Here is a 23,769-nt window from a genome sequence, read left to right as displayed (position 1 = left end):
ACCTCTTTGGTTTCGATGGTCAGTTAGCACTTCCATCAAAACCGGTAACCCTCACTCTTTTCAAGTCAGGTGTCAGATCAGGTCTGAACTACTACACCTAAAGTCGCCGGGTTGTGCCTATCGCGGCTCTGGCTTGGCCGCTACGGGCCATTCTGCCTTTATGCGGCATAAGCCCTTCATGTGTAGGTTCTGGGACGCTTGTGCTTGCTGCTACGCAGCCACCCTTGGGCGGTGCTCATTGGGCCGCCTACGGTTGTCCGAATCTACTTCCGGCAGATTTGTTACACAAGTTGTAGCTATAGCTACAACTTTGATCGGCGTATCTCTGCGCCTTACCCCTTCGGGGCTTGCGCGAAACATTGCTCCCTGCGATTTTTTCGTTCCAGAGCAGCGACTAGTTATATCTGCCTGGCGCCAGATTTCGCGATCCACCATCAACCAGGCAGGTTTATAGCTGACTGTTGCAGGGCATCTGTGCGCAGAGTTGGTCGAGCCACTGGAGGTTGAATCTTTTGCGTAGCCGGCAGGGCAGGCAACGGTTGACCTCGTCAAGCAGCGAGATGGCGGCACCGACCACGATCAATAACCAGAAGACCTGGTTAAACCAGGTGTGATTGATAATCCCGTCCAGACCGTAGGTGAAATAACCGACCAAGCCGAACACCATGGCTGCAATCAGACCAAAAAGGATGGGTAGCATGGTTTTCTCCTCAAATTGTCTGCTAATAAGTATATTAGTAGATGATAAATTACAGATAAATAGTAAGAGTGCAATTTGCGGTTTTGGTTCCCGAAGAGTGTGATCGCCTCCTCGAAAGGGTGTTAGGGTTGAACCTGCTTTGTTGATTGAGATTGGATTCGGCTGGCACCAATGCATCTGCTCCTGTTGACTCTGCTGCTGATCGCCCTTGTTTACCTTCCCCAGTGGTGGGTTCAAAATATCTTGAATCACTACAATCGGGAATCGGAGCCCTTCCCCGGTAATGGCGGGGAGTTGGCGCAGCATCTGCTCAAGCGGTTCGAAGTGCACGGGGTGAAGGTGGAGGTGACCGACCAGGGTGATCACTACGATCCCGTGCAGCGGGTGGTCAGGCTGACCGGGGATAAGCTGGATGGGCGTACTCTCACGGCGATTGCCACCGCTGCCCATGAGGTGGGCCATGCGATCCAGCACGCCAGCGGTTATCCGCCTTTTCGCTGGCGCGAGCGACTGGTGCGTTTTGCACTGATAAGTGAGCAGATCGGCTCGTTTCTGCTGTTTAGCGTGCCTCTGATCGCCGCAGTCACCCGCCTGCCTGCCGTCGGAGCCCTAATGCTGTTGGCGGCGCTCGCGACTATCGGTGTCGGGGTTGTTGTACAGCTGGTGACTCTGCCGGTGGAGTGGGACGCGAGCTTCGGTAAGGCGTTGCCGATCCTCACCAAGGGCGGCTACATCAACCCTAAGCAGGAACTGGCGGTGCGGCGTATCCTCAGGGCCTGTGCCATGAGCTATGTGGCCGCCTCTTTAGCGGGTCTGCTTAACTTCTGGCGCTGGATGCGGATTTTGAGGCGATAAAACTAGTCAGTGGTTGTATGGATTATTTGGATCTGACGGCACATCTTTGAGGGTATTCCCATGCATATTGAGCTGCTGTTGATGCGCCATGGCAAATCAGATTGGAGCCGGGCTGTTGATGACTTCAGGCGTCCACTGAAAAAGCGGGGCCGGCGAGGTGCACAGCGCATCGGCGCCTGGCTGCGGCAGCAGGGACTGCTTCCAGATCATGTCGTCAGTTCACCGGCGGAGCGTGCCAGTGCCACGGCACGACTGACATGCGAGGCGGTGGGCTTGCCGGTTGAGCGGATCGTCTACGATGAGCGAATCTATGAGGCGGGCATTAATGCTCTGTTACAGGTGCTGGCCGATACCCCCGCCAAGACTGAGCGCGTGTTGCTGGTGGGGCACAATCCTGGTCTTGAGAATCTGCTGATCTATCTGGCTGATCAGCCGGTTGTGTTGCCGGATGATGCCAACCTGATGCCGACAGCGACCCTGGCGCGATTCAGGCTGGCAGGCGACTGGCAATCACTGGATGCTGGTGCTGGCCGGTTGCTCTCAATCATCCGTGGCCGAAATCTCCCCGACTGATCGATCTGGGGGAGAAAACACCGCTGGGTGGCAGCCCTGGAGATGCCAACCTGTATGAGGGGTGACCGGCGTCACGGAATGGCCGGTCCGCTAGATTGCTGTTTCGCACCAGACACCATGAATGGATAAACTCGGTTTCCTTACTTTCCGCACGACTCACTACCCAATGGAGATGAATTGATGAAGCGCCTCAGCATCGATGCTACTGCTGCCCTGGTCCTGGGGGCGCTGCTTCTGTTGGTTAATCTGATCGGGCTATTCAGAACGATGGAGGAGCCGGATCTGCTGCTCGATAATCGCGCCACTTTCAAAGGTGACAAACAGCTGATACTGGCTGAGGTGCTGCCACAGGCCGATCGCAAACCCGGTGAGGATATCGAAACCTATTTCAAGCGCCTGAACCAACTGGTGAATGGTTCTATCTCCCACCTCTGGCACAGCGATGATGCCAAATACAGATACCATGGCCATGTGCCGCCTTGGGAAAACTATATCTTGTGGACGCTGGGATACCTCTGGAGTGAGCGGGTCGGTCAATATGAGTTTTTCGACTGGCGCAAGGCGGTGGAGCGAGGGATCGGGCTCTGCTCTCAGCATGCTCTGGTGATTAGCGGTATTCTGGAAGAGAACGGCATCGAGTCGAGCATTGTTGGACTGGAAGAGCATGTAGTGGCGACCGCTAAGACCACCAACGGCGACTGGTGGATCCTCGATCCTGACTACGGGGTTGTCATCCCGCATGATCTGCAAACTCTGGAACAGCAGCCTGAACTGGTCAGTGAATACTACGCGCCATCGATCCTCAACTGTAGCCCTCCCCTGAAGACCAAGACCTGTCAGGATGTGGCCTACATGGCGGGGATCTACCAGTCCACTGAGAATAACCATATCTACCCCAGCGGCCACACCGGCTACTCCTGGAAGTGGTATCTCATCGAGAAGGTTGCCTATCTGCTCAAATGGGCGATACCTCTGTTGCTATTTGGTTATGCCCTATTCAGATTCCGGCAGCGCCGTCGCTTGGGCTAATGCTCTATTCCATCGGAATTGAGGCTTGCTCAGGTAATTATTGCGGTTTTTTTTTCACTCCCCTCTAATAGCGGCCTGAATCCAGGCGGCGCTTTGTTGCGTATTTCCTGTGATATGTCGTGCCGGTAATGGTTGGGCGCGGCTCCAGCTTTTTCACTTGTGAATCGGAACTGTCATGTTGAATACGGCCCATCTACTTCAGCCCACCACATTTCCCGCCATTGAGCGTGGTGAGTTGAAGACCTTGCAGGTTAATCTGGGCCTGCGTTGCAACCTCTCCTGCCAGCATTGCCATGTCAATGCCGGCCCCAAAAGGACCGAGCAGATGGAGCGGGGGGGGGGGGAGAATGTGTTACGGTTTCTCTCCCGCCAGCAGCTGCAGAGCCTGGATCTCACCGGTGGTGCCCCTGAACTCAACCCGAATTTTCGCTACTTGGTGAAAAAGGCCCGGGCGATGGGGGTGCATGTCATCGATCGTTGTAACCTGACTGTGCTAGAAGAGTCGGGTCAGGAGGGGTTGGCTGAGTTTCTGGCTGCCAACCAGGTTGAGGTGGTTGCCTCTCTGCCCTGTTATCTACAGGAGAATGTCGATAGTCAGCGTGGCAAGGGGAGCTATGACGCCAGCATTCGCGGTCTGAAACAGCTCAATCAGCTGGGTTATGGCGACCCGGCAAGTGGGCTGTCACTCAACTTGGTCTACAATCCGCTTGGGCCGAGCCTGCCGCCGCCACAGGGCCCGCTGGAGGCGGACTATCGCAAGCAGTTGGCAGAGCGCTTCGGCATCAGCTTCAATCAACTCTTCACCATCACCAACATGCCGATCCGGCGCTTTGGTAGTTTGCTCCACTCCAAGGGAGAGTTTCACACCTATCTTGACCTGCTGCGTTCCTCATTTAGCCCAGACAACCTGCAAGAGGTGATGTGTCGTTCTCTGATCAGTGTCGATTGGCAGGGGCGGGTCTATGATTGCGACTTCAACCAGATGCTCGATATGCCGATCAGTGATGAGAATAGTCCCAGACCAACCCTCAGCACCCTGCTCGATACGGATCTGCGCGGCAGGCCGATCCAGATTGCCGAGCACTGCTACGGTTGTACCGCGGGGCAGGGTAGCAGTTGCGGTGGGGCACTCGACTGATGCTGCAGCCATAGTCTGCAGATTGATCGGCACCAGTCAGAGTTGAAGATGCAGCCGGTTGGTGAAGCGATACTGATCTTTGCCAAGGCGCCGGTCGCCGGCGAGGTGAAGACCCGCCTGATCCCTGCGCTGGGTGCGGACGGTGCGCGCCAGCTCTACCAGCAGCTGCTGGAGCGGCTGCTCGGGATGGTGTGCAGGGAGTTGTCGTGTGCGGTGGAGCTCTGGTGCACCCCAGACAGCACGCATCCGCTGTTCCAGCGCTTTGCTAGCCTACCGGGGGTGACGCTCCACCGGCAGCAGGGAGAGGATCTTGGTGAGCGCATGGCATTCGCCTGTGAGGAAGCGTTGAGGCGGCAGCAGCGGGTGATTTTGATCGGTGTCGATGCGCCGGCACTTACCCCGCAGCAGTTGACCGATACCTTCGGGCGGCTTGCATCAGGAGACGATGCGGTGCTCGGCCCGGCGGAGGACGGGGGGTATGTGCTGCTGGGATTGAAGCGGAGTGCCGAATGCCTGTTTCATGGCCTGCCGTGGGGGGGGCAGGTGGCGCAGCTGACGCGGGCCTGTCTGGAGCGGCTGGGATGGCGCTGGAGCGAACTGCCGACCTTGTGGGATCTCGATCGGCCGGAGGATCTGCCGCGCCTCAGGTCACTGGGCTTAGGATTCTCGACTGAATTGACCTGAAGTCTCAGGCTTTACCCAGCGAGTGCGAGTGGCTGTGGCTGCGGGACTCGCCGCTGGGGCCGTAGGACTTCTGGTTTTCGCCGATGCCGCGCAGGATATCGAGCCCCTGTGCAGCCTGGCGCTGGCTGAGGGTGAGCAGCCCGCCGTTGATCCCGTTCTGCTTCTGACTGGCATCGACCTGCTTGAGAAACGTCTGCCACTGTTGTTGTAACAGCCCGGAGCCGTCCAGCTGCTCGATCAGCTTCCGGGTTTCTTCTCCATTATTGTTCAGCCCCAATTCGCGGAGTAACCGGTTGTGCGCCTCAACGGCCTGGGCCACGTTGATGATCTGCTGCTCCTTCTGCTGGTTGAGCGCCTCCAGTTGCTCTGCCGGGGCGGTGCTTTTCAGCAAGGCATACTCCTGCTTGAGAAGCACCAGCAGCTGCTCGGTCGCTTCACTCTCCCGCTGCAGGATGCGGGAGAATCTTTCCCGGAGTTTGGGGTGATTATCCATGAGGAGGCCTTGGATCAGGCCAGGGCACGTTCCATCTCCAACAGATTTTCGGCTGAGTCATCCGGGTTTACCTTGTAGTTACCGGTGGCCAGGGAGCGCTGGGTGCTCTCCACACGCTGGGCATCGACGACCGGCATCTTAGAGATCTTCTGCTCAAGCTGTTGAAGCTGCGAGGCGGAACTGGTTAGGCTGACGCTGTCGGTCTGGCGGCCAGGGGTGGCCCGGGTGGTTTCTGATGGTTGATTTGCACGATTGGCGGATGCGCTGTCAATGGTGCCCTGCAGCGCGCTGCTGGAAAGACTGCTGATCTCAATTGCCATCGATTTTCCTCTGAATACATTAATCCTAATGCTGTGTTCGGCTAAATCTCAGGATACTTTAGCACTCAGAAAAGGCATTGAGGAGGTTGCTTACTAACACCCTCCAGTAAAATCCTGGTGTCTGTATATCCTGCCTTCAATCTGCCCGCACTAGACTGGCGGATACCACCCGCGCCTGCAGCTTCCGCTTGGAGCTGAGGTTCTGCACCTTGATCAGATCGCCTGGATTGCCATTGGACAGCGCCTTGCCCTTCATCTGCACCCTGATGTCGCTGTTGCCTGCGATGATGGTGACCTGTTGTCCGCGGCGAATGGTTTTGTTGACGACCAGCAGGCTGGGTGTGACCGGTTTGTCGCGACGCAGCGTGCGCTTTAGGGTTCTGCCAGTCACCTCGGCGATACTGTCGAAATGACCGCGCAGTAAATGGCTGGTCTCCTGTTCAACCAGCTTTACATCGTTCGGGCCGATGGCGGCGCCCCGAGCCAGATCCCGTTTTGCCACCACCACCTTGCCGATCACGCCGATCTCGGCTGAGACATAGAGGGTCCAGGGTTTCGGGCTTTCACATTTGATGCCGACCGTGGTTCGGCCCTGGCTGCGTGCGCCGGGCGGGGAGAAGCTCTGCAAAGGGGTCTCGCAACGGTTGAGTTTGAGGCGGTGGTCGAGGGGCAGCAGCTTGAGGGTGATCCGTTCCGGGCGGTCGGCGGTTTGCATCTTCAGATAGGCCTCTGCCGCCTGGATGATGGTGGCGTGGGGCTGGCTGGGGCCCCCGGCCGGGGCGTTCGCACTGACTAGAAGAAGGGTGAATAAGATCAGCCCGGAGCAGAGGCTGCTGCGGGGCACGTATCGATTGGCTGTGATCTGCATGGGAATTTCCCTGATTTCTATTTTGGCTGCCATTAAGAGCAGCAAATTGTGTGCCGTTTGCCAGTTAGTGTGGGCGCCCCTGATTTTTGGGCAGATCTCTTGCGCTGAATGTTCGTTCAATCGATCGACCCCCGCTCAGGGGCGGCAACCCTTGCCGCCTGGCGGTGGATGTTTGCCGCAAATCTGCCTGGATCTGTTGCGGTTGAGCATCTTGTATCCCGTTGCAAACCTTGTGGTTGCTAGGTTGCGGCGCTGCATTGCGGTGTGTGGCACGTATTCTGCTGAAGAGAGGTGAGTTCTATCTCTTGGGAGCGCACCATGAATCTTGACGACGCCTTCGGCATCCACCCCCAGGCCCTGCTGCTGCGCGCGCGACGCAGTGAGCTAATCGCCAGCAACCTGGCGAACGCCGATACCCCGGGCTATAAGGCACGGGATTTCGACTTCCATAAGGTGTTGCAGCAGGCGCAGGGCGAGCCGGTGCGCCTGCGGACCACACATCCCGGCCACATCCAGGACGAGCAGGGCGTCGTGCCGCCGACACAGATGCTCTATCGCGTCCCATCGCAGCCCTCCCTCGACGGCAATACGGTGGAGACCGAGCGGGAGCAGAGCACCTTCGCCTCCAACTCGCTGGAGTACCAGGCCAGCCTGCGTTTTCTCAACGGCAAGATCAGCAGTCTGCGCCAGGCCATAAAAGGTGAATAGCCATGTCGATGTTTAAGATCTTCGATACCGCGGCCAGTGGCATGAGTGCCCAGAGCCTGCGTCTTAACCTAGTGGCCAGCAACATGGCCAATGTCGATGCGGTGAGCAGCAGCATCGACGAGACCTACCGTGCCCGTCAGCCGGTGTTCCGCGCCATGGTTGATCAGTTCAACCCGGATGCGCCTGCCGTTGGCGTCAGCATGGTGGGGGTGATCGAGAGCCAAGCGCCGCTAATCCGGGAATATGCGCCGGATCACCAGATGGCGGATGAAGAGGGCTACATCTTCCGCCCCAACGTCAATCCGGTGGAGGAAATGGCCAACATGATCTCTGCCTCCCGTTCCTACCAGGGCAATGTGGAGGTGGCCAGCGCCGCCAAGCAGTTGCTGATGGCAACCCTGCGTATGGGCCAGTAAGGAGAAGCTGATGGAAACTATACAGAGCAACGAAGAACTTTTTAGCAGCCTGGGATTTAGTGCCACCCAGCAGGAGCCGGTCGATCAGGGGCTGGAGATGGAGGATTTCATGAACCTGATGGTCACCGAGCTGACCCATCAGGACCCCTTCAAGCCGATGGAGAATACCGAGCTGGCGACGCAGATCTCCCAGTTCGCCGCAGTCTCCGGCATCGACGATCTAAACAAGTCATTTACTGGCCTCAGCTCCAGCATCACCTCCGATCAGGCGCTACAGGCCGCCAATCTGTTGGGGCGCCAGGTGCTGGTGCCGAGCAGTGCCGGCTGGTTTGGCAGTGGCGACACCCTGAAAGGCTCCATCGAGCTTCCCTCTAATGCCAGCAATGTCACCCTGCGTATCACCAACTCAAACGGTGCGCTGGTGCGGGAGCTGGAGCTGGGTAGCCATGAGGGTGGTGCGCTGGCCTTCAGTTGGGATGGCTACGATGACCAGGGCGATTTTGCCGGCTCCGGCCTCTATCAAGTCACAGCCCAGGCCACCGTCGATGGTGCAGAGATGGCCCCGGCAGTGCATGTGGCGGCTGAGGTGGAGAGCGTCAGTCTGGGCGGTAGCGGTGGGGTGCGACTCAATCTGGTCGGCCTTGGACAGGTTTCGATGAACGATGTGAAAGAGATCTACTGAACCGATTAAATGAATCAGGAGAAATAAGATGGCATTTCGTATTGCACTCAGCGGACTGGCCGCAGCCACCACCGACCTGGAAGTGACCGGCAACAATATCGCCAACTCGAGCACCACCGGCTTCAAGGAGTCGCGCGCCGAGTTTGCCGACATCTTTGCCTCCTCTCTCTCCGACGCCAGCAATGCCACGTCGGGACAGGGAGTACGCACCACCAAGGTAGCGCAGCAGTTCCGCCAGGGCAGTATCGAGTTCACCGCCAACAATCTTGATCTGGGCATCAATGGTGAGGGTTTCTTCACCATGGAACAGCCCAATGGTGATCGCAGCTATACCCGTGCGGGTGCCTTCAATGTGGATCGCAACGGCTATGTGGTGGACCATACTGGCTCACGCCTGCAGATATTCCCGCCGGTGGATGCCGAAGGCACCAGCTTCAACACCGGCACAACAGTGGACCTCAACCTGCCGGTGGTCTCCGGCGCGCCGGGCGCCACCTCACAGGTGACTGCATCGCTCAACCTGGGGGCCGCGGAGGACGTGCCGACGGTAGCCTTCAATGCCGCCAGTTATCCACCAAACCCACTCAGCTATAACCACTCCACCGCCACCACCATCTACGACTCCCTGGGCAGTGCTCACAGCATGAATATCTTCTACCGCAAGGTGGCAGATAATCAGTGGAACGCCTTCACTTATGTGGATGGTAACAATGTCACGGTGGGAGGCAATGCAGCGGCCGATATCCGCTTCAGTAGCAACGGCGCCCTGAGTACAGGGGCGGGTGATGTGACCAGCGGCGGGCTGGTGCCGCTGGATACCTTTACTCCCAGTGGTGGTGCGGCGCCGATTAGCGGGCTCAATTTCAACTACGCCAACACCACCCAGTTCGGCTCCAGTTTTGCGGTCAACGATCTGACCCAGGACGGTTTTACCTCCGGGCGCCTCAGCGGTGTCGACGTGGACAGCGAGGGGGTGGTGTTCGCCCGCTTCACCAACGGCCGTTCGGTGGGGCTGGGCAAGGTGGCGATGGCGCGTTTCAACAATAACCAGGGGCTGCGCCAGGTCGGTGACACCCGCTGGGTCGAGTCGTTTGCCTCTGGTGATGTGCAGCTCGGTGAGGCGGGTACCTCCAGCTTCGGCCTGATGCAGTCCGGGGCGCTGGAGAACTCTAACGTGGATCTCGCTGAGCAGCTGGTCAATCTGATCACCGCGCAGCGTAACTTCCAGGCCAATGCCCAGGTGATCACCACCGCTGACGCGGTCACCCAGTCGATCATCAATCTGCGCTGATAGGAGCTGAATCATGGACCGCATGCTTTATGTCGCGATGAGCGGGGCCAAAGAGACCCTGCTCGCCCAGGCGAACAACAACCACAATCTGGCCAACGTCAACACGCCAGGTTTTATGCAGGACCTCAACCAGTTCCGCAGTATGCCGGTGTTTGGCAGCGGCTATCCGACGCGAGTCTACGCGATGGACGAACGCCCCGATATCAGCTTCATCAAGGGCAGTCTACAGAGCACCGGCAACGATCTGGATCTGGCAGTGAAGGGGGCCGGCTTCATCGCGGTGCAGGCACCCGATGGCACAGAGGCCTACACACGTCGCGGCGACCTGAAGGTGGACGCCAATGGCATGCTCAGCAACGGCGAAGGTTTGCCGGTGATCGGCAATGGCGGGCCGATTTCCTTGCCGCCCCACGAGCAGATCGAGATCGGCAGCGACGGCACCATCACCATCTTGCCGCTGGGGGCCACCCCGGAGGCGTTGGCGGTGGTTGACCGCATCAAGCTGGTCAACCCGCCGATGCAGGAGATGATGAAGGGCGAGGATGGCCTGATGCGCATGAAAGATGGCGCTGAGGCCGAGGCGGATGCCGCTATGGAGCTGGTCTCGGGCGCGTTGGAGAGCAGCAATGTCAATATCGCCGACGCATTGGTCAACATGATTGAGCTGTCGCGACGCTTCGAGATGCAGGTGAAGATGATGAAAAATGCCCAGGAGCTCGACGCCGCCTCGGCCACTCTGCTGCGTCAGGCGTAATCTTGGCAGGTAAATTGCAACTTCTTCAGGCAGAGACAAACGATCGAATGCCCCAAGGGGCGGACAGGAGAAGATCATGTACCCGGCACTCCGGATAGCAAAAACAGGTCTTGATGCACAGCAGACCAACATGTCGGTGATCGCCCACAATCTGGCGAACGTCAACACTACCGGCTACAAGCGTGACCGGGCGGTGTTCAACGATCTGATCTATCAGAACCTGCGGCAGGTGGGAGCCCCGTCGAGTGAGAGCACAGAGCTTCCCTCTGGCCTGATGGTGGGCACTGGTGTGAAGGTGGTGGCGACCCAGAAGCAGCATAGCCAGGGCAACATTGTGCAGACTGGCAATAGTCTCGATGTGGCGATCCAGGGCAAGGGCTATTTCCAGGTCCTGCATCCCGACGGCAGCATCGTCTACTCTCGTGACGGCACCTACAGCCTCAGCGCAGACGGCGTGGTGGTGACCCCCAACGGCTATCAGCTACAGCCGGCGATGACCGTACCCAATGACGCCACCAGCGTCACCATCGGTAGCGATGGCATCGTCTCGGTGCTGCAGGCGGGCAACACCGACCCGACCCAGATCGGCCAGATCGAGCTGGCCTACTTCGCCAATCCCCAGGGGCTGGAACCGATCGGCGATAACCTGTTTCGTGAGAGTGCCGCCAGTGGTGGGGTGAACACCGCGATCCCCGGCAGTGACAGCACCGGCACCCTGATGCAGGGGGCGCTGGAGAGTTCCAACGTCAACGTGGTGGAGGAACTGGTCAACATGATCGAGACCCAGCGCGCCTACGAGATGAACTCCAAGGCGATCTCCACCACCGATGAGATGCTCTCCTACATCAACAACCAGCTCTGATGAGGGAGGTGTGAAATGAGGCCTGCAATCGCCAGACTGAGCCTGATTGGCCTCACGCTGCTGCTGGCTGCCTGCCAGACTAGCGGCCCGGTGCGCGACATCAACTACGCGCCGGTGCGCCCGGTGACGCCGCCGCCGGCGTCCTCCGGCAACGGCTCAATCTATCAGGGCGGGCACGAAGTGAGCTGGTTTGAGGATATGCGCGCACGCCGGGTTGGGGATCTGCTCACCGTGATCCTCTCCGAGAGCACCTCCGCCAACAAGTCGGCGAAGAGCGGGACCAAGAAGTCCAACAGCAACACCATCGCCAACCCGACCATCTTCGGTTCCACCCCCCAGTTCAACACCCCAGGGCTGATCCCGCTGGCCAGTAATGACAATAATACTCTCGCCTTCTCTACCTCTGCGGCGAACGACTTCAAGGGTGAAGGTTCTGCCTCCCAGAGCAACGCTATCACCGGCAACATCACGGTCAGCGTGATTGAGGTGCTGCCCAATCGCAACCTGATGATTCGTGGCGAGAAGCGTATTGGCATCAACCAGGGCAACGAGTACATCCGTCTCTCCGGCATCGTGCGTTCCCAGGACATCAGCCCGGAGAACCAGGTGGAGTCGTCACGCATCGCTGATCCCACCATCATCTATGTGGGTGATGGCCAGCTTGCCGACAGCAACGCTATGGGCTGGTTGGCGAAGTTCTTTATCAGCCCGATTTTCCCCTTCTGAGTGGAGCAGTGCCATGGCCCGACAGCGACTCTATAATCTGACCTCACTCCTGCTTCTGGTGAGCCTGGTGGTGGTTGCGGCCCCGGTAGCGGCAGAACGCATCAAGGATCTGGCCTCGATCCAGGGGGTGCGTGGCAACCAGTTGATCGGCTATGGCCTGGTGGTGGGGCTCAACGGTACCGGCGATAAGGATACCGACTCCCCCTATACCCTCAACAGCCTGCGCAACATGCTGCACCAGTTCGGCGTGCAGATTCCCGCCGGCACCAAGATCAAGCCGAAGAATGTCGCGGCGGTGATCGTGCATGGTGAGCTGCCACCCTTTAGCAAGGTGGGGCAGCGTATCAATGTCACCGTCTCCTCTCTGGGCAACGCCAAGAGTCTGCGTGGCGGCACCCTGTTGATGACTCCGTTGAAGGGCGCCGACGGTAACAACTACGCCATGGCCCAGGGCAACCTGGTGGTGGGCGGGCTCAGTGCCGAGGGCCAGGACGGCTCTAGGATCACCGTCAACATCCCCAGCGCCGGGCGTATTCCGAATGGCGCCACGGTGGAGCGTGAAGTGCCGAACAACTTCAACACCGGGCGTTACGTCACCCTCAACCTGCACGATGGCGACTTCACCACCGCGATGCGGTTGGCTGAGTCGGTCAACCTGACCCTTGGCCCCGGCACTGCCAAGCCGGTGGACTCCACCTCGATCCGTGTCAGTGCCCCCATCGATCCAGCGCAGAAGGTGAGCTTCATCGCCATGCTGGAGCAGCTCGAGGTGCAGCCCGGCACGGCACCGGCGCGGGTCATCATCAACTCGCGCACCGGCACGGTGGTGATCAACAGCCAGGTGCGGGTCTATCCGGCGGCAGTTTCCCACGGCAATCTGGTGGTGAGCATCAGCGAAAGTGCCGAGGTCTCCCAGCCCGGTGCCTTCTCTCCCGGTCAGACCACGGTGGTGCCGCAGAGCGATGTGGCGGTGGAGGAGCAGGGTGGCAATCACATGTTCCTGTTCAACCCAGGGGTGTCGCTGGATGAGGTGGTCAAGGCGGTCAACGAGGTGGGTGCCGCACCCAGTGATCTGGTGGCGATCCTCGAAGCACTGAAAGAGGCCGGTGCGCTGCGTGCTGAGCTGCTGGTGATCTGATGAACGCTCTCCCCGCCAGTGTCTATACCGATTTTCAGGGGCTGGCCGCGCTCAAGCATCAGGCGCGCCAGGATCAGGCAGGCTCCCTGGCCCAGGTGGCCCGGCAATTCGAATCGCTGTTCATGCAGATGATGCTGAAGCAGATGCGCCAGGCAAACCTGTCGGAGGGGTTGCTGGAGAGCAGCAATACCCGCTTCTATCGTGATATGTACGATCAGCAGCTGGCGCTGCACCTCTCCGAGAGTGGCGGACTGGGCATCGGTGCGATGCTGCAACGCCAGCTTGGTGGGCAGGTAGATGAAACCAGCAAGCCGATCTCCGGGCTCGATAGCTATCGGGATCATCCGGCAGCGGTGACGCCAAGTGGGCTGCACGGGAAAAAGCTGAAGAGTGGCGGGGCGGAAGCCACTGTCGCGTCAGCACCGGCACCGGCAGCGTCGATCGACACTCCTGAGGCGTTTGTTCGCAATCTCTGGTCCAGCGCCGAACAGGCCGCTGCCGCAGTCGGGGTGGAACCTGAAGCGTTGCTCGCCCAGGCGGCGCTGGAGACCGGCTGGGGCCAGCATCTGATCCACACTGCCGACGGGCGCAGCAGCCACAATCTGTTTAACATCAAGGCCGATGCGCGCTGGCAGGGGGAGCGGGTGTTCCGCGAGACCCTGGAGTATATCGACGGCGTAGCTGTGAAGCGGCGTGAAGCGTTTCGAGTCTACGACTCCTACCAGCAGAGCTTTCAGGACTATCTGGCCTTTCTCAGCGGCTCACCCCGTTATGCCGAGGCGATGCAGCAGAGTGGTGACAGTGCGGCCTATTTCAGCGCGCTGCAGCAGGCTGGCTATGCTACCGATCCGCACTACGCGAAGAAGGTGTTGCGGGTGATGGGTGGGGAAGAGATGCGTCAGGCCCTGGTCCCTATTCAGGGGCAGGATAATAGGCCGATATAAGGTGGTGGGATGCTGATTTTGATGATTGAGAGAGAGGTGAAAACGTGGCTTCCATCCTGAACATTGGAGTCTCTGCGCTGAAGACCTATCAGCAGGCGCTCAACTCCACTGGCCACAACATCGCTAACGTCAACACTCCGGGTTACAGCCGACAGGTGATCAATCTGTCGAGCCGTGACCCGGAGCTGACCCCGGCGGGCTGGCTCGGCACCGGTGTCGAGCTGCATGGCATCAACCGCCAGTATGATGACTTCACCGCCAAGCGGGTGCGCGATGGCCGCTCCACGGTTGGCGAACTGGATGCCTTCTACAGTAATGCGCAGCGTCTTGACAGCATCCTCGCTGATCCGGCAGTAGGGTTGTCGCCGGCGCTCAATGACTTCTTTAATGCCATGCAGGAGTTGGCGGACGATCCCGCTTCGATCCCCTCGCGTCAGTTGCTCCTGGCGGAGAGCCGCTCGCTGGTGGAACGCATGCATGATCTCGATCAGCAGTTCGCGGATAGTCAGGCTCAGGTCAACCGACGCCTCGACGATGTGGTGCAGGAGATAGACCGGCTCGCCGAGTCGATCGCTAACGCTAACGATGCCGTGGTGAGCGCCCTCGGTCACGGCAGTCATCAGACCCCCAACGACCTGCTGGACCAGCGTGACGAGCTGATCAACGAGTTCTCTGACCTGGTTAACATCACCACGGTTGAGCAGTCGGATGGTGCGATGAATGTCTTTATTGGTCGCGGCCAGGTGTTGGTGGTGGGCAATGTGGCGTCGGATATCTCCACCGTCAGTTCCCCGGCCGATGCCTCGCAGCGGGATGTGATCTTCTCCAACGACTTCGGTGACACCAATATCAGCAGCGAACTGGATGGGGGCGAGCTGGGTGGGCTGCTGAGTTTTCGCCGTGAGATGCTCGACACCACCCGTAACCAGCTGGGCCTGGTGGCGCTTGGTATCTCGATGCAGATGAACCAGCAGCATCAGCTTGGCATCGACCTGGATGGTGACGTGGGCGGCGCGATTTTCTCCACGCCGGAGATCCAGGTGTTGGGTAACGCGAATAACAGTGGTGGTGCGGTGACTGCCAGCTACGGCACACTCTCTGATCTGACCGCGAGTGACTATGAGCTCGAATATGATGGTGGCAACAGCTACACTTTGCGGCGGCTTTCCGATAACTCCACCACCAGCATCGACACCGGCGGAGCCTCTCCGTTTACCACCGCCGAGATCGATGGCTTCAGCCTGACCATCGACTCCAGTGGGGTGGCGCAGGGTGACTCCTTCCTGATTCGTCCCAGCCGCGGTGCGGCTGACAGCATGCAGCTGCTGATCGACGATGTGCGTGGCTTCGCCGCCGCTGGTCGTCTGCAGTCGGCGGTTGCCATCGACGCCAGTGGCAACCCGGCCAACAGTGGCACGGCAGTGATCAGCCAGCCGAGCATCAGCAGCGGCAGTGGGCTGCCACTGGCGGCCAACATGGTTTTCAGCTTCTCTGACAATGCGGATGGCGCCGGCAATTCGGGGTTTGTGATCAGCAACGGCCCGGCTCCACCCAACAACTACATCCTCTATGACCCGGCCACCGAGAGCGCCGGCAAATCCTTTCCCTCCAGCGCCAATCCGAGCCAGTTCGACAGTTTTGGCGGGCTCAATTTTAGGATCTCCGGCACCCCGACGGTGGGTGACCAGCTGATCGTCCGCAACAACACCAATGCTGCCACCGGTGATAACCGCAACGCTCTGGCGCTGGCGGCGATGCAGTCCCAGGATCGTATGTTGAATCTGAGCGCCAGCTATTCTGATGTCTATTCGCAGCTGGTGGCTGGGGTGGGTGCCTCGACCCGCCAGGCAGAGGCGAGTCTGGCCGCCCAGGAGGGGCTGCTGGAACGCAATCGGGCCTCACAGGAAGAGGTTTCCGGGGTCAACCTGGATGAGGAGGCGGCCAAACTGGTGCAGTTTCAGCAGGCATATCAGGCCTCAGCAGAGATGATCAAGGTGGCCAATTCATTGTTTGATACGCTGCTCTCAGCAGTGAGGTAATCTATGTCGCGGATGTCAACCAACCTGATTTTCGAGAATGGTCTCAACCGCATGCTTGAGACCCAGAGCAAGCTGGTCAAGACGCAGCAACAGATCGCCACCGGCCGGCGTGTGCTCTCCCCCCAGGACGACCCGGCCGCGGCTGCCTATATTCTTGGCCTGCGTGACACCATCTCCACCGTGGAGCAGTACCAGAACAATAGCGAGCGAGTGCGCGCCCGCCTGGAGCTGGAGGAGACCACCCTGCAAGGGGTTACTAACCTGTTGCCGCGTATCCATGAGTTGGCGGTGCAGGGGCAGAACGATGCTCTCACCGCGGAGCAGCGCAACGCCATCGCCGAGGAGGTGCTGCTGTTGCGTGATCAGCTGTTCAGTCTGGCCAACACCCGTGACAGTAACGGTGAATACATCTTCGCCGGCTTCCAGGGGGGCTCTGAGCCCTTCGTCTCGGTCGGGGCCGGCAGCTACAGCTATCGAGGCGATATGGGGGAGCGCAGTCTGCAAATCTCCAATGGACGTTCGATCCAGGACCGCAACAACGGCTTCGATGTGTTTATGAATATCGACACCAGTACAGGCGCCAAGCGCAACCTGTTCGAGACTGTCGACCAGATCGCCATCGGTATGCAGGCCAATAATCCCGATGCAGTGCTGATCGATGATATCCAGCGGGCGCAGGACCATCTGTTGCAGTTCAGGACCTCAGTGGGTGCCCGTCTCAACTCCACCTCCGAACAGTATGAGGTCAATGAAGACTTCCTGCTGACCATGCAGACTGCCAAGTCGGAGGCTGAGGATCTGGATATCACCGAGGCGGTGAGCCGCTACGAACGTCAACTGCAGGCGCTAAACGCGGCCCAGCAATCGTTTATCAAACTGCAGGGACTGTCGCTATTCAACTTCTTGTGAGTGGCCCTCTATCCTGACTGATCACTGGCGTTGCCAGGCGCTGCTGGCTATGCTTGCTGCAGCCTGGATTATGAGAAGCCTGTCACAGTTGAGGCTTCGCGGAAATTGAGCGAGTGGATGTTCTCCGATAAAAGCATATTGATCACCGGTGGCACCGGTTCCTTTGGCCAGTTCTGCGCGCGCACCCTGCTAGCGCGCTATCACCCCCGCAAGATAATCGTCTTCTCCCGCGATGAGCTGAAGCAGTTCGAGATGCAGCAGCTGCTGCATGCACCACAGATGCGCTACTTCATCGGCGATGTGCGGGACCTGCAGCGGCTGCGGCAGGCGATGCGCGGGGTCGATCTGGTGATTCACGCCGCCGCCCTGAAGCAGGTGCCGGCTGCCGAATACAACCCGATGGAGTGCATCAAGACTAATGTGCACGGCGCAGAGAACGTGATCCAGGCGGCGCTCGATAACAACGTCGACAGCGTGATTGCGCTCTCCACCGATAAGGCCGCCAGCCCGATCAACCTCTACGGCGCCTCCAAGCTTGCCTCCGACAAGCTCTTCGTCGCCGCCAACAACATCGCTGGCGGTCAGCCGACCCGCTTTGCGGTGGTGCGCTACGGTAACGTCGCCGGCTCGCGGGGTTCGGTGATCCCCTTTTTCCGCAAACTGATCGACGAAGGGGCGGCCGCGCTGCCGATCACCGACGCGCGCATGACCCGTTTCTGGATCACCCTGCAGCAGGGGGTCGATTTTGTGCTGAAGGGCTTCGCTCGTATGCAGGGGGGCGAGATCTTCGTGCCGAAGATCCCCTCAGCGAGGATCACCGATATGGCCCAAGCGATGGCGCCGCAACTGCCGATGCAGATTATCGGTATCCGTCCCGGCGAAAAGCTGCATGAGGTGATGTGTCCGCGGGACTGTTCGCATCTGCTCTCGGAATTCGATGACCACTTCGTGATCGCGCCGACCATCCGCTTCACCCATCCGGTGGATTACGCCCACAACCCGCTGGGAGAGAGCGGACGCGAGGTGGGGTGCGAATTCGAATACAGCTCTGGCAGCAATCCGCACTTTCTTACAGTGGATGAGATCGTCGAGCTGATTGACTCCTTAACATGATCCCCTACGGCCACCAGAGCCTTGACGAGAGCGACATCGATGCGGTGGCCGATGTCCTGCGCAGCGACTGGCTCACCCAGGGGCCGATGGCGCCGCGCTTTGGTCGGGCGGTGGCCGATTACTGCGGCGCCGCCCACGGGGTGGCGATGAGCAGCGCCACTGCCGGGTTGCATCTGGCCTGCCTGGCGTTGGGGCTGGGGCCGGGGGAGCGGCTCTGGAGCTCGCCGATCAGCTTTGTTGCCTCCGCCAACTGTGGCCGCTACTGTGGCGCCGAGGTCGATTTTGTCGACGTGGAGCCGGCCAGCGGCAACCTCTCGATCGATGCGCTGGAGCGCAAGCTGGAGCTGGCGGAACAACAGGGGCGGTTGCCGAAGGTTCTGGTGACGGTTCACTTCGCCGGTCAGCCGGTGGATCTGGCTGGCATTGACAGGTTGCGGGTGCAGTATGGTTTCAAGCTGATCGAGGATGCGGCCCATGCCCTGGGGGCCGGTTTTGCGGATTCCAGGATCGGCGACTGCCGCTATAGCGATGCCACGGTCTTCAGCTTCCATCCGGTGAAACCGATCACTAGCGGCGAGGGTGGCGTGCTCACCACTAACGACCCAGAACTGGCGGCGCAGGTGGGGCGCTTGCTGTGCCACGGCATCAGCCGTGATCCGGCGTTGATGCAGGGGGAGTCGGACGGCCCCTGGTACTACCAGCAGATCGAACTGGGCTATAACTACCGCATGAGCGATATCCAGGCCGCGCTGGGGCTGAGCCAGCTGCAGCGCCTCGATCAGTTTGTCGCGCGGCGCAGGGCGCTGGCGGAGCGTTACGAGCGGCTGCTCGCCGGTCTGCCGCTGACGCCCTTGGCGCGTCTGCCCGGACGACAGTCGGGCTGGCATCTCTATGTGGTGCGGCTCGATGCCGGGGCGGGCATCACACGCCGGCAGCTGTTTGAGGCGATGCGTGCCGCTGGCATCGGCGTCCAGGTGCACTATATTCCTATCCACCTGCAGCCCTACTATCGTGACCAGGGGTTTGCCGAAGGTGATCTTCCCGGGGCCGAGGCGTTTTATCAATCGGTGTTGACGCTGCCGCTCTATCCGGAGCTGAGTGAGGCGCAGCAGGATGAGGTGGTGGAGGCGCTGCGGCAGGCTCTAGCTTAGGGAGCCTCTGAATGAATCTGAGCGAGCAGGATATTGAGGCTGGCCGAGCCCTGGTTGAAGAGTAGATCGACCGCGCTCATGTAGGGCTCGAATCTGCTTTGGATCTGGGTATAGCGGGGGTGTTGGTAGTCGTCGAACTCCACCTGAATGCCAGCGGCGGAGAAGGCGTCGAGATCCAGGTAGTCACGGCCAAACGGGCCCGAGAGGTAGCGGTCGGCGCCACAGCTGCGGCAGAGATTGAGCAGCAGCTGGCTCTTTTCGCCGTCGACCGCCAGCTGCGAACTGCGTAGCAGAGGGGTATTGATGGCAAAGGCGTCGAGCAGGTAGCGGGTGAGGTGTAGATTGAGGTCGATGAGATACTGCCAATCTCGTTGGTAGCTGGCCTCGAAAAAGCCGGCATGCTCGGCAAAGTAGGGCGCTTTGGCGTAGTTGAAGCGCAGGCTGTCCCAATGTTTGCGACGCCAGCGCGGGTTGTCGGCCAGCGTTAAGCGGTGGATGACCAGATCGCCAAAACGGTGGCGGGTTTTGACCGGCACCGTGAGCCAGCACCAGCCATCGTGGGTGCGGATGCGGTTGCGATTGACCATGCTGTTCTTTTCAAACTGCACATGGTCCAGGATGACGTGCAGATCGGAACGGGCGATGCGTTGGAAGTAGCCCAGCCAGGGCAGATAGGCGGGTTGGTTGATGGAGAGGATCATCGTGCAGGTGCCGGGGTTGGGTTGAGAGTGAGTGAGAGATGGTAGCGAAATGACAGAGATCCAGATAGGCGGACGGGTGATTGGCCGGCATCAGCCACCCTTCATTATCGCTGAGACGGGGATCAACCACTGCGGCGATCTGGAGTGTGCCTTCAAGATGATCCGTGCTGCCCGGCAGGTTGGGGCGGATGCGGTCAAGTTTCAGACATTTCAGGCGGAGGAGTTCTGCAGCGATCCTCAGCAGACCTACAGCTACCGCTCCCAGGGGCATGAGGTGACCGAGTCGATGCTGGAGATGTTTCGCCGCCACCAGTTCGAGCCGGAGCAGTGGCGGCAGATCTGCGACTGTTGCGACGAAGAGGGAATCATCTTCCTCTCCACGCCGCAGAACCGCAGCGATCTGGATCTGCTGCTGGAGCTGGAGATCCCGGCGATCAAAGTCGGTTCCGACGATTTTACCAATCTGCCGCAGCTGCGTGACTATGCGGCCACCGGCCTGCCGATGATCGTCTCCGCCGGTATGGCCGACCTGGACGAGGTGGAGCAGGCGCTGCGGGCCATCGGCACGTTCAAGGGCCACCCGACAGTATTGCTGCACTGCGTTTCCCAATACCCGGTGCCGCCAGAAGACGCCAACCTGCGCAAGCTGACTAGCCTGCGGCGTGAATACCCTGAGCTGATCCTGGGTTACTCGGACCACACCCAGGGGGTGTTGGGGGCGGTGCTGGCGGTGGCATTCGGCGCGCGGGTGTTCGAGAAACACTTCACCCTCGATCACGACCTGCCAGGGCCGGACCACTGGTTCTCGGCGGATATCGGTGAGCTGCAGCAGTGGGTTGAGGCAATCCGCCAGGCCCATCGGATGCTCGGCAGTGAAGCGGTGGAGCCGACTGCGGTGGAACGTAAGCACCGCGATGAGTTTCGTCGCAGCGTGGTAGCGATCCGTGATATTTCCAAGAATGAGCCCTTCTCGCCTGAGAATCTGGGTGTCCGGCGTCCGGGTAGTGGCCTGAAACCGAACCATATGGATGCATTTTTTGGCCACCGGGCGACCCGCACCATCGCCGCCGGTGAGTTGATTCACTGGTCTGACCGGGAGGGCAACTGGGTTGATTGAACTGAGCTGGCTGGTGGAGAGAGGCGACTGAATGGCCAAGATCGACATGCTGCTGGTCTACCCCAAGGCCACCAAAGATTCACCCGTCAATCTGACGCCGCTCTCCATCCTTTATCCTGGCGCGCTGCTTGAGTCCCAGGGTAAGCGGGTCGCCTATTTTGACGCACGCTACGATCCACCGGAGCTGCTCGACGAGCTGATCGGCGAGGCGGACGAGATTGGCGTCAGCTGCTTCACCGGCTACCAGACCGGCCAGGCGGCACGCATCCTGAAACACGCCAAGCGCCTCAAGCCGGGCATCATCACCGGGGTCGGTGGCCACCATGCCCGTATCCTGCCGGAGCAGTGCCTGAGCGAGCCGTTTGTCGACAAGGTCTGGCGGGAGCGGGTCTACGGCGAACACCTCTTTCCCTACAACGAACGCACCAAACACATGTTTGCGCGCGGTGACATGCAGTATTTTACCTCGCGAGGCTGTCCCTTCCCCTGCACCTTCTGCGCCCTCACCTCGCCCTGGAAGCCGAAACCGATCGACGAACTGGAGCGGGAACTGAAGATCATCCACCACGATGTGGGCTTCGACGAGATCTCCTTCAGTGACCCGAATATCGGCTTCGGTGTCTGGAAGGATGACGAGGGCAGGAACGTGCGTATGGACCGGGTCAGACGCATCCAGGAGATAGGCCGGCTGATGCGCGACTTGGGGGTGCGCTGGGACGGCAATATCCGCGCCCCCTACCTGTCGCCGGAGATGGTGGAGGCGCTGGTGGAGGCCAGCTGCTTCTCCATCGAGATCGGTTGCGAATCGGGCAACGACCACTTCCTGCGCAAGGTGATCCGCAAGGGGCATGGCGTGAAGGCGATCCGTGAGGCGGCACAGAATGTGCGCGGCTCCGGGGTCTCGATCATGTACAGCTTCATCGCCAACATGCCGCGCGAGACCCCGGCGATGCTGCGCGATACCCTCGACCTGATCGACTGGATTGTCGATACCGATCCGGATGCGCGGGTCTCGATCTACAACTACGCTCCCTATCCCGGCTCGCCGATGTATGAGGATGCGCTGGCCGGGGTCGACGGCTATCCGCGCTTCGAGCCGCCCGCCAGCATGGAGGGGTGGGGCAGACTGAAACTGATGCAGTCGCCGATCTACTGGATCGCCGGGCTCAACTTCCGCATGGACAACACTCGCAAGAGCTTCCCTGGTGACGACTGGCGGCTGATCGAACCCTACGTCGAGCTGGCCCGCGACAAGTGGCAGCAGCGCGATGTGGCTGAGTTTCCCTGCGATGAGGTGGAGCGGCTGATCGAGGCGCAGGTGCAGAAACGGCGCGCCGGGGATGCTTTGATGTTGGCCGAGACCGGGGTCTGAAGCCCGCCATGGAACGTCTACGTCTTCTGTGTTTCCATTTTCAATTTGAGCATTGGTGAACAGCATAACTTTTGTGGCGAGGAGCAACCATGAACCTGGCGGAGTTCGGCAATCTGTTTATCCGCTTCATCCAGTTCAAGAAGAATCCCTTCCACCCACTGGTCTGGATCAATGGCGAGCCGGAACTGGGCAAGAATGTCTCAGTGGGGGGGATGTCGGAGATCAACGCCACCGGGGCGCGGCTGGTGATCGGTGACGATTGCGACATCGCTTCCTTCGTGGCGATCAATTGTGTCGACTCTCACAAGCGCTGCATCGGTATCTCAGATGAGGTGGAGCGGCGGGATATCATCATCGAAAACAATGTGTTCATCGGTTCTCACACTGTGATCAAGGGCGGGGCGATGATTGGCCACCACTCGGTTGTTGCCGCAGACAGCGTAGTGGATGGGGTGACCATCCCCCCCTACTCTCTGGTCTATGGTAATCCGATGCAGGTGAAGGCCGGTTACTATCGGGAGCGGTGTCAGGGAAGCCTAAAATGATATTTTCAGATGAGTGGAGGCAGGCCTGCGCCACCGGCCATCAACATAGTATCTGGCCCTGGTCAGATCTGGTCTCTCTATCATCGCCACTGCGCCAGATGCATACTCAATCCGAATGTGCTGGAGCTGGGTACCTGGGCGGGTGCCAATATCAGTCTGTTCCCGCAGCAGGGGCTGAGCTAGTACGGTATCGAGGGGAGTGCGATGGCGGTCGAGTGGTTGCGGGAACGTTTTCCTGAGTATGCTGAGACGATTGTCTGCGGCGATTGTACTCGTGAGATCTCCTGGCCGGGGCCCTTCGCCCTGATCGTCGATCGCGCCTCACTGACCCACAACCCCACCGTCGCCATTCAACAGACCCTGGAGTGCTGTTACGATCGCCTCAGCCCGGCCGGTTCTTTCTCGGGGTCGACAGGTTCTCTACCGCCTACTCTGAATTCGACAAGGGCGAGCCGGCGGAGGACGCGCAGACAAAGCGCGGTTTTCGTTCAGGCCCTTTTGCCGGGGTGGAGCGGGTCCACTTCTCAGAGGAACCGTACTTGCGGGAGCTATTAATCGTTCCGAAAGTATTGGCAGTGTATACTGCTTTCCATGGCTACGATAAAAGAACAGCGTGATCAGAAAAGGAAAGATGTAGTGGA

At 59.7% G+C, this 23,769-nt stretch carries 26 protein-coding genes; 21 read left to right on the top strand and 5 right to left on the bottom strand.

Features of this window, described 5'->3' with window-relative positions; genetic code table 11:
- Positions 1-448 precede the first annotated feature (448 nt).
- The gene (locus Ga0074115_RS13970) at positions 449-700 is read right to left on the bottom strand and encodes a hypothetical protein (RefSeq protein WP_006473582.1); all 252 of its coding nucleotides are present in this window, start codon (positions 698-700) and stop codon (positions 449-451) included.
- A 171-nt stretch (positions 701-871) separates the two neighbouring features.
- Between Ga0074115_RS13970 and Ga0074115_RS13965 the strand changes: the two genes are divergently transcribed.
- The 5 genes from Ga0074115_RS13965 (at position 872) to Ga0074115_RS13945 (ending at position 4,979) form a co-directional block, all read left to right on the top strand.
- Positions 872-1,555: a zinc metallopeptidase gene (locus Ga0074115_RS13965; RefSeq protein ID WP_060528636.1), complete on the top strand. Its 684-nt coding sequence runs from the start codon at positions 872-874 to the stop codon at positions 1,553-1,555.
- Positions 1,556-1,615: 60 nt separating this feature from the next.
- Complete coding sequence (locus Ga0074115_RS13960; protein WP_057956807.1) at positions 1,616-2,128, top strand: SixA phosphatase family protein; 513 nt, start codon at positions 1,616-1,618, stop codon at positions 2,126-2,128.
- Positions 2,129-2,308: 180 nt separating this feature from the next.
- Positions 2,309-3,157 carry a hypothetical protein gene (locus Ga0074115_RS13955; protein WP_057956806.1) on the top strand — a complete coding sequence of 283 codons (849 nt, stop codon included), beginning with the start codon at positions 2,309-2,311 and terminating at the stop codon, positions 3,155-3,157.
- 175 nt (positions 3,158-3,332) lie between these two features.
- On the top strand, positions 3,333-4,295 hold the full coding sequence (gene arsS / locus Ga0074115_RS13950; protein WP_057956805.1) for an arsenosugar biosynthesis radical SAM (seleno)protein ArsS: 963 nt from the start codon (positions 3,333-3,335) through the stop codon (positions 4,293-4,295).
- Between the two features lie 48 nt (positions 4,296-4,343).
- Positions 4,344-4,979, top strand: coding sequence for a TIGR04282 family arsenosugar biosynthesis glycosyltransferase (locus Ga0074115_RS13945; protein WP_057956804.1), 636 nt, complete (start codon positions 4,344-4,346; stop codon positions 4,977-4,979).
- A 4-nt stretch (positions 4,980-4,983) separates the two neighbouring features.
- On the opposite strand, the gene flgN is transcribed toward Ga0074115_RS13945, so the two are convergent.
- The 3 genes from flgN to flgA all read right to left on the bottom strand — a co-directional run bounded on the left by flgN (position 4,984) and on the right by flgA (position 6,660).
- Positions 4,984-5,472 carry a flagellar protein FlgN gene (gene flgN / locus Ga0074115_RS13940; protein WP_057956803.1) on the bottom strand — a complete coding sequence of 163 codons (489 nt, stop codon included), beginning with the start codon at positions 5,470-5,472 and terminating at the stop codon, positions 4,984-4,986.
- A 14-nt stretch (positions 5,473-5,486) separates the two neighbouring features.
- Positions 5,487-5,792 carry a flagellar biosynthesis anti-sigma factor FlgM gene (flgM, locus tag Ga0074115_RS13935; protein ID WP_057956802.1) on the bottom strand — a complete coding sequence of 102 codons (306 nt, stop codon included), beginning with the start codon at positions 5,790-5,792 and terminating at the stop codon, positions 5,487-5,489.
- 136 nt (positions 5,793-5,928) lie between these two features.
- A complete protein-coding gene (gene flgA / locus Ga0074115_RS13930) occupies positions 5,929-6,660 on the bottom strand; it encodes a flagellar basal body P-ring formation chaperone FlgA (protein WP_057956801.1) in 732 nt (243 codons plus the stop codon).
- Between the two features lie 318 nt (positions 6,661-6,978).
- Between flgA and flgB the strand changes: the two genes are divergently transcribed.
- The 13 genes from flgB (at position 6,979) to pseC (ending at position 19,393) form a co-directional block, all read left to right on the top strand.
- Positions 6,979-7,368 (top strand): flagellar basal body rod protein FlgB, encoded by a 390-nt coding sequence (gene flgB, locus Ga0074115_RS13925; RefSeq protein ID WP_057956800.1) that lies wholly within the window; start codon positions 6,979-6,981, stop codon positions 7,366-7,368.
- 2 nt (positions 7,369-7,370) lie between these two features.
- A complete protein-coding gene (gene flgC / locus Ga0074115_RS13920) occupies positions 7,371-7,784 on the top strand; it encodes a flagellar basal body rod protein FlgC (RefSeq protein WP_057956799.1) in 414 nt (137 codons plus the stop codon).
- A gap of 10 nt (positions 7,785-7,794) precedes the next feature.
- Positions 7,795-8,466, top strand: a complete 672-nt coding sequence (locus tag Ga0074115_RS13915; protein ID WP_057956798.1) for a flagellar hook assembly protein FlgD — start codon at positions 7,795-7,797, stop codon at positions 8,464-8,466.
- A gap of 28 nt (positions 8,467-8,494) precedes the next feature.
- Positions 8,495-9,757: a flagellar hook protein FlgE gene (flgE, locus tag Ga0074115_RS13910; RefSeq protein ID WP_057956797.1), complete on the top strand. Its 1,263-nt coding sequence runs from the start codon at positions 8,495-8,497 to the stop codon at positions 9,755-9,757.
- Between the two features lie 13 nt (positions 9,758-9,770).
- A complete protein-coding gene (gene flgF, locus Ga0074115_RS13905) occupies positions 9,771-10,511 on the top strand; it encodes a flagellar basal-body rod protein FlgF (RefSeq protein ID WP_005962909.1) in 741 nt (246 codons plus the stop codon).
- Between the two features lie 76 nt (positions 10,512-10,587).
- Positions 10,588-11,373, top strand: coding sequence for a flagellar basal-body rod protein FlgG (gene flgG / locus Ga0074115_RS13900; protein ID WP_005962906.1), 786 nt, complete (start codon positions 10,588-10,590; stop codon positions 11,371-11,373).
- A 15-nt stretch (positions 11,374-11,388) separates the two neighbouring features.
- Positions 11,389-12,099: a flagellar basal body L-ring protein FlgH gene (flgH, locus tag Ga0074115_RS13895; protein WP_060528635.1), complete on the top strand. Its 711-nt coding sequence runs from the start codon at positions 11,389-11,391 to the stop codon at positions 12,097-12,099.
- A gap of 13 nt (positions 12,100-12,112) precedes the next feature.
- The gene (locus tag Ga0074115_RS13890; RefSeq protein WP_057957337.1) at positions 12,113-13,237 is read left to right on the top strand and encodes a flagellar basal body P-ring protein FlgI; all 1,125 of its coding nucleotides are present in this window, start codon (positions 12,113-12,115) and stop codon (positions 13,235-13,237) included.
- Complete coding sequence (gene flgJ, locus Ga0074115_RS13885; RefSeq protein ID WP_057957336.1) at positions 13,237-14,181, top strand: flagellar assembly peptidoglycan hydrolase FlgJ; 945 nt, start codon at positions 13,237-13,239, stop codon at positions 14,179-14,181. The genes Ga0074115_RS13890 and flgJ overlap by 1 nt, the downstream gene beginning before the upstream one ends.
- 44 nt (positions 14,182-14,225) lie before the next feature.
- On the top strand, positions 14,226-16,220 hold the full coding sequence (gene flgK, locus Ga0074115_RS13880; protein ID WP_060528634.1) for a flagellar hook-associated protein FlgK: 1,995 nt from the start codon (positions 14,226-14,228) through the stop codon (positions 16,218-16,220).
- A 3-nt stretch (positions 16,221-16,223) separates the two neighbouring features.
- Entirely contained in the window at positions 16,224-17,129 is a 906-nt protein-coding gene (flgL, locus tag Ga0074115_RS13875) for a flagellar hook-associated protein FlgL (RefSeq protein WP_057957063.1), read from the top strand.
- 117 nt (positions 17,130-17,246) lie between these two features.
- Positions 17,247-18,242 (top strand): UDP-N-acetylglucosamine 4,6-dehydratase (inverting), encoded by a 996-nt coding sequence (gene pseB / locus Ga0074115_RS13870; RefSeq protein ID WP_057957062.1) that lies wholly within the window; start codon positions 17,247-17,249, stop codon positions 18,240-18,242.
- On the top strand, positions 18,239-19,393 hold the full coding sequence (pseC, locus tag Ga0074115_RS13865; RefSeq protein WP_057957061.1) for a UDP-4-amino-4,6-dideoxy-N-acetyl-beta-L-altrosamine transaminase: 1,155 nt from the start codon (positions 18,239-18,241) through the stop codon (positions 19,391-19,393). Before pseB ends, pseC begins: the two co-directional genes overlap by 4 nt.
- Here the strand turns inward: pseC and Ga0074115_RS13860 are convergent.
- Entirely contained in the window at positions 19,390-20,094 is a 705-nt protein-coding gene (locus tag Ga0074115_RS13860) for a WbqC family protein (protein WP_057957060.1), read from the bottom strand. The genes pseC and Ga0074115_RS13860 overlap by 4 nt on opposite strands.
- A 49-nt stretch (positions 20,095-20,143) precedes the next feature.
- Here Ga0074115_RS13860 and Ga0074115_RS13855 point away from each other — a divergent pair, with 49 nt between their 5' ends.
- The 3 genes from Ga0074115_RS13855 (at position 20,144) to Ga0074115_RS13845 (ending at position 23,128) form a co-directional block, all read left to right on the top strand.
- A complete protein-coding gene (locus Ga0074115_RS13855; protein ID WP_057957059.1) occupies positions 20,144-21,211 on the top strand; it encodes an N-acetylneuraminate synthase family protein in 1,068 nt (355 codons plus the stop codon).
- A 31-nt stretch (positions 21,212-21,242) separates the two neighbouring features.
- The gene (locus Ga0074115_RS13850; protein ID WP_060528633.1) at positions 21,243-22,583 is read left to right on the top strand and encodes a B12-binding domain-containing radical SAM protein; all 1,341 of its coding nucleotides are present in this window, start codon (positions 21,243-21,245) and stop codon (positions 22,581-22,583) included.
- An 89-nt stretch (positions 22,584-22,672) separates the two neighbouring features.
- Positions 22,673-23,128, top strand: a complete 456-nt coding sequence (locus Ga0074115_RS13845) for an acyltransferase (protein ID WP_057957056.1) — start codon at positions 22,673-22,675, stop codon at positions 23,126-23,128.
- The last annotated feature ends 641 nt before the right edge of the window (positions 23,129-23,769 follow it).

The sequence above is a fragment of the endosymbiont of Ridgeia piscesae genome (genome assembly GCF_001443665.1).
Lineage (GTDB): Bacteria > Pseudomonadota > Gammaproteobacteria > Chromatiales > Chromatiaceae > Endoriftia > Endoriftia persephonae.
The sequence above is the reverse complement of the archived record's forward strand: the minus strand, read 5'-3'. Positions and strand labels throughout refer to the sequence as shown.

What these genes read in the sequence shown, in the direction of transcription:
- Ga0074115_RS13860 (WP_057957060.1), bottom strand. Translation starts at nt 20,094, where the DNA reads ATGATCCTCTCCATCAACCAACCCGCCTATCTGCCCTGGCTGGGCTAC.
- Ga0074115_RS13845 (WP_057957056.1), top strand. Translation starts at nt 22,673, where the DNA reads ATGAACCTGGCGGAGTTCGGCAATCTGTTTATCCGCTTCATCCAGTTC.
- flgE (WP_057956797.1), top strand. Translation starts at nt 8,495, where the DNA reads ATGGCATTTCGTATTGCACTCAGCGGACTGGCCGCAGCCACCACCGAC.
- Ga0074115_RS13915 (WP_057956798.1), top strand. Translation starts at nt 7,795, where the DNA reads ATGGAAACTATACAGAGCAACGAAGAACTTTTTAGCAGCCTGGGATTT.
- Ga0074115_RS13970 (WP_006473582.1), bottom strand. Translation starts at nt 700, where the DNA reads ATGCTACCCATCCTTTTTGGTCTGATTGCAGCCATGGTGTTCGGCTTG.
- flgJ (WP_057957336.1), top strand. Translation starts at nt 13,237, where the DNA reads ATGAACGCTCTCCCCGCCAGTGTCTATACCGATTTTCAGGGGCTGGCC.
- Ga0074115_RS13955 (WP_057956806.1), top strand. Translation starts at nt 2,309, where the DNA reads ATGAAGCGCCTCAGCATCGATGCTACTGCTGCCCTGGTCCTGGGGGCG.
- flgG (WP_005962906.1), top strand. Translation starts at nt 10,588, where the DNA reads ATGTACCCGGCACTCCGGATAGCAAAAACAGGTCTTGATGCACAGCAG.
- Ga0074115_RS13965 (WP_060528636.1), top strand. Translation starts at nt 872, where the DNA reads ATGCATCTGCTCCTGTTGACTCTGCTGCTGATCGCCCTTGTTTACCTT.
- flgM (WP_057956802.1), bottom strand. Translation starts at nt 5,792, where the DNA reads ATGGCAATTGAGATCAGCAGTCTTTCCAGCAGCGCGCTGCAGGGCACC.
- flgB (WP_057956800.1), top strand. Translation starts at nt 6,979, where the DNA reads ATGAATCTTGACGACGCCTTCGGCATCCACCCCCAGGCCCTGCTGCTG.
- pseC (WP_057957061.1), top strand. Translation starts at nt 18,239, where the DNA reads ATGATCCCCTACGGCCACCAGAGCCTTGACGAGAGCGACATCGATGCG.
- pseB (WP_057957062.1), top strand. Translation starts at nt 17,247, where the DNA reads ATGTTCTCCGATAAAAGCATATTGATCACCGGTGGCACCGGTTCCTTT.
- flgL (WP_057957063.1), top strand. Translation starts at nt 16,224, where the DNA reads ATGTCGCGGATGTCAACCAACCTGATTTTCGAGAATGGTCTCAACCGC.
- flgH (WP_060528635.1), top strand. Translation starts at nt 11,389, where the DNA reads ATGAGGCCTGCAATCGCCAGACTGAGCCTGATTGGCCTCACGCTGCTG.
- Ga0074115_RS13960 (WP_057956807.1), top strand. Translation starts at nt 1,616, where the DNA reads ATGCATATTGAGCTGCTGTTGATGCGCCATGGCAAATCAGATTGGAGC.
- Ga0074115_RS13850 (WP_060528633.1), top strand. Translation starts at nt 21,243, where the DNA reads ATGGCCAAGATCGACATGCTGCTGGTCTACCCCAAGGCCACCAAAGAT.
- flgF (WP_005962909.1), top strand. Translation starts at nt 9,771, where the DNA reads ATGGACCGCATGCTTTATGTCGCGATGAGCGGGGCCAAAGAGACCCTG.
- flgC (WP_057956799.1), top strand. Translation starts at nt 7,371, where the DNA reads ATGTCGATGTTTAAGATCTTCGATACCGCGGCCAGTGGCATGAGTGCC.
- Ga0074115_RS13890 (WP_057957337.1), top strand. Translation starts at nt 12,113, where the DNA reads ATGGCCCGACAGCGACTCTATAATCTGACCTCACTCCTGCTTCTGGTG.
- Ga0074115_RS13945 (WP_057956804.1), top strand. Translation starts at nt 4,344, where the DNA reads ATGCAGCCGGTTGGTGAAGCGATACTGATCTTTGCCAAGGCGCCGGTC.
- flgN (WP_057956803.1), bottom strand. Translation starts at nt 5,472, where the DNA reads ATGGATAATCACCCCAAACTCCGGGAAAGATTCTCCCGCATCCTGCAG.
- flgA (WP_057956801.1), bottom strand. Translation starts at nt 6,660, where the DNA reads ATGCAGATCACAGCCAATCGATACGTGCCCCGCAGCAGCCTCTGCTCC.
- Ga0074115_RS13855 (WP_057957059.1), top strand. Translation starts at nt 20,144, where the DNA reads ATGACAGAGATCCAGATAGGCGGACGGGTGATTGGCCGGCATCAGCCA.
- arsS (WP_057956805.1), top strand. Translation starts at nt 3,333, where the DNA reads ATGTTGAATACGGCCCATCTACTTCAGCCCACCACATTTCCCGCCATT.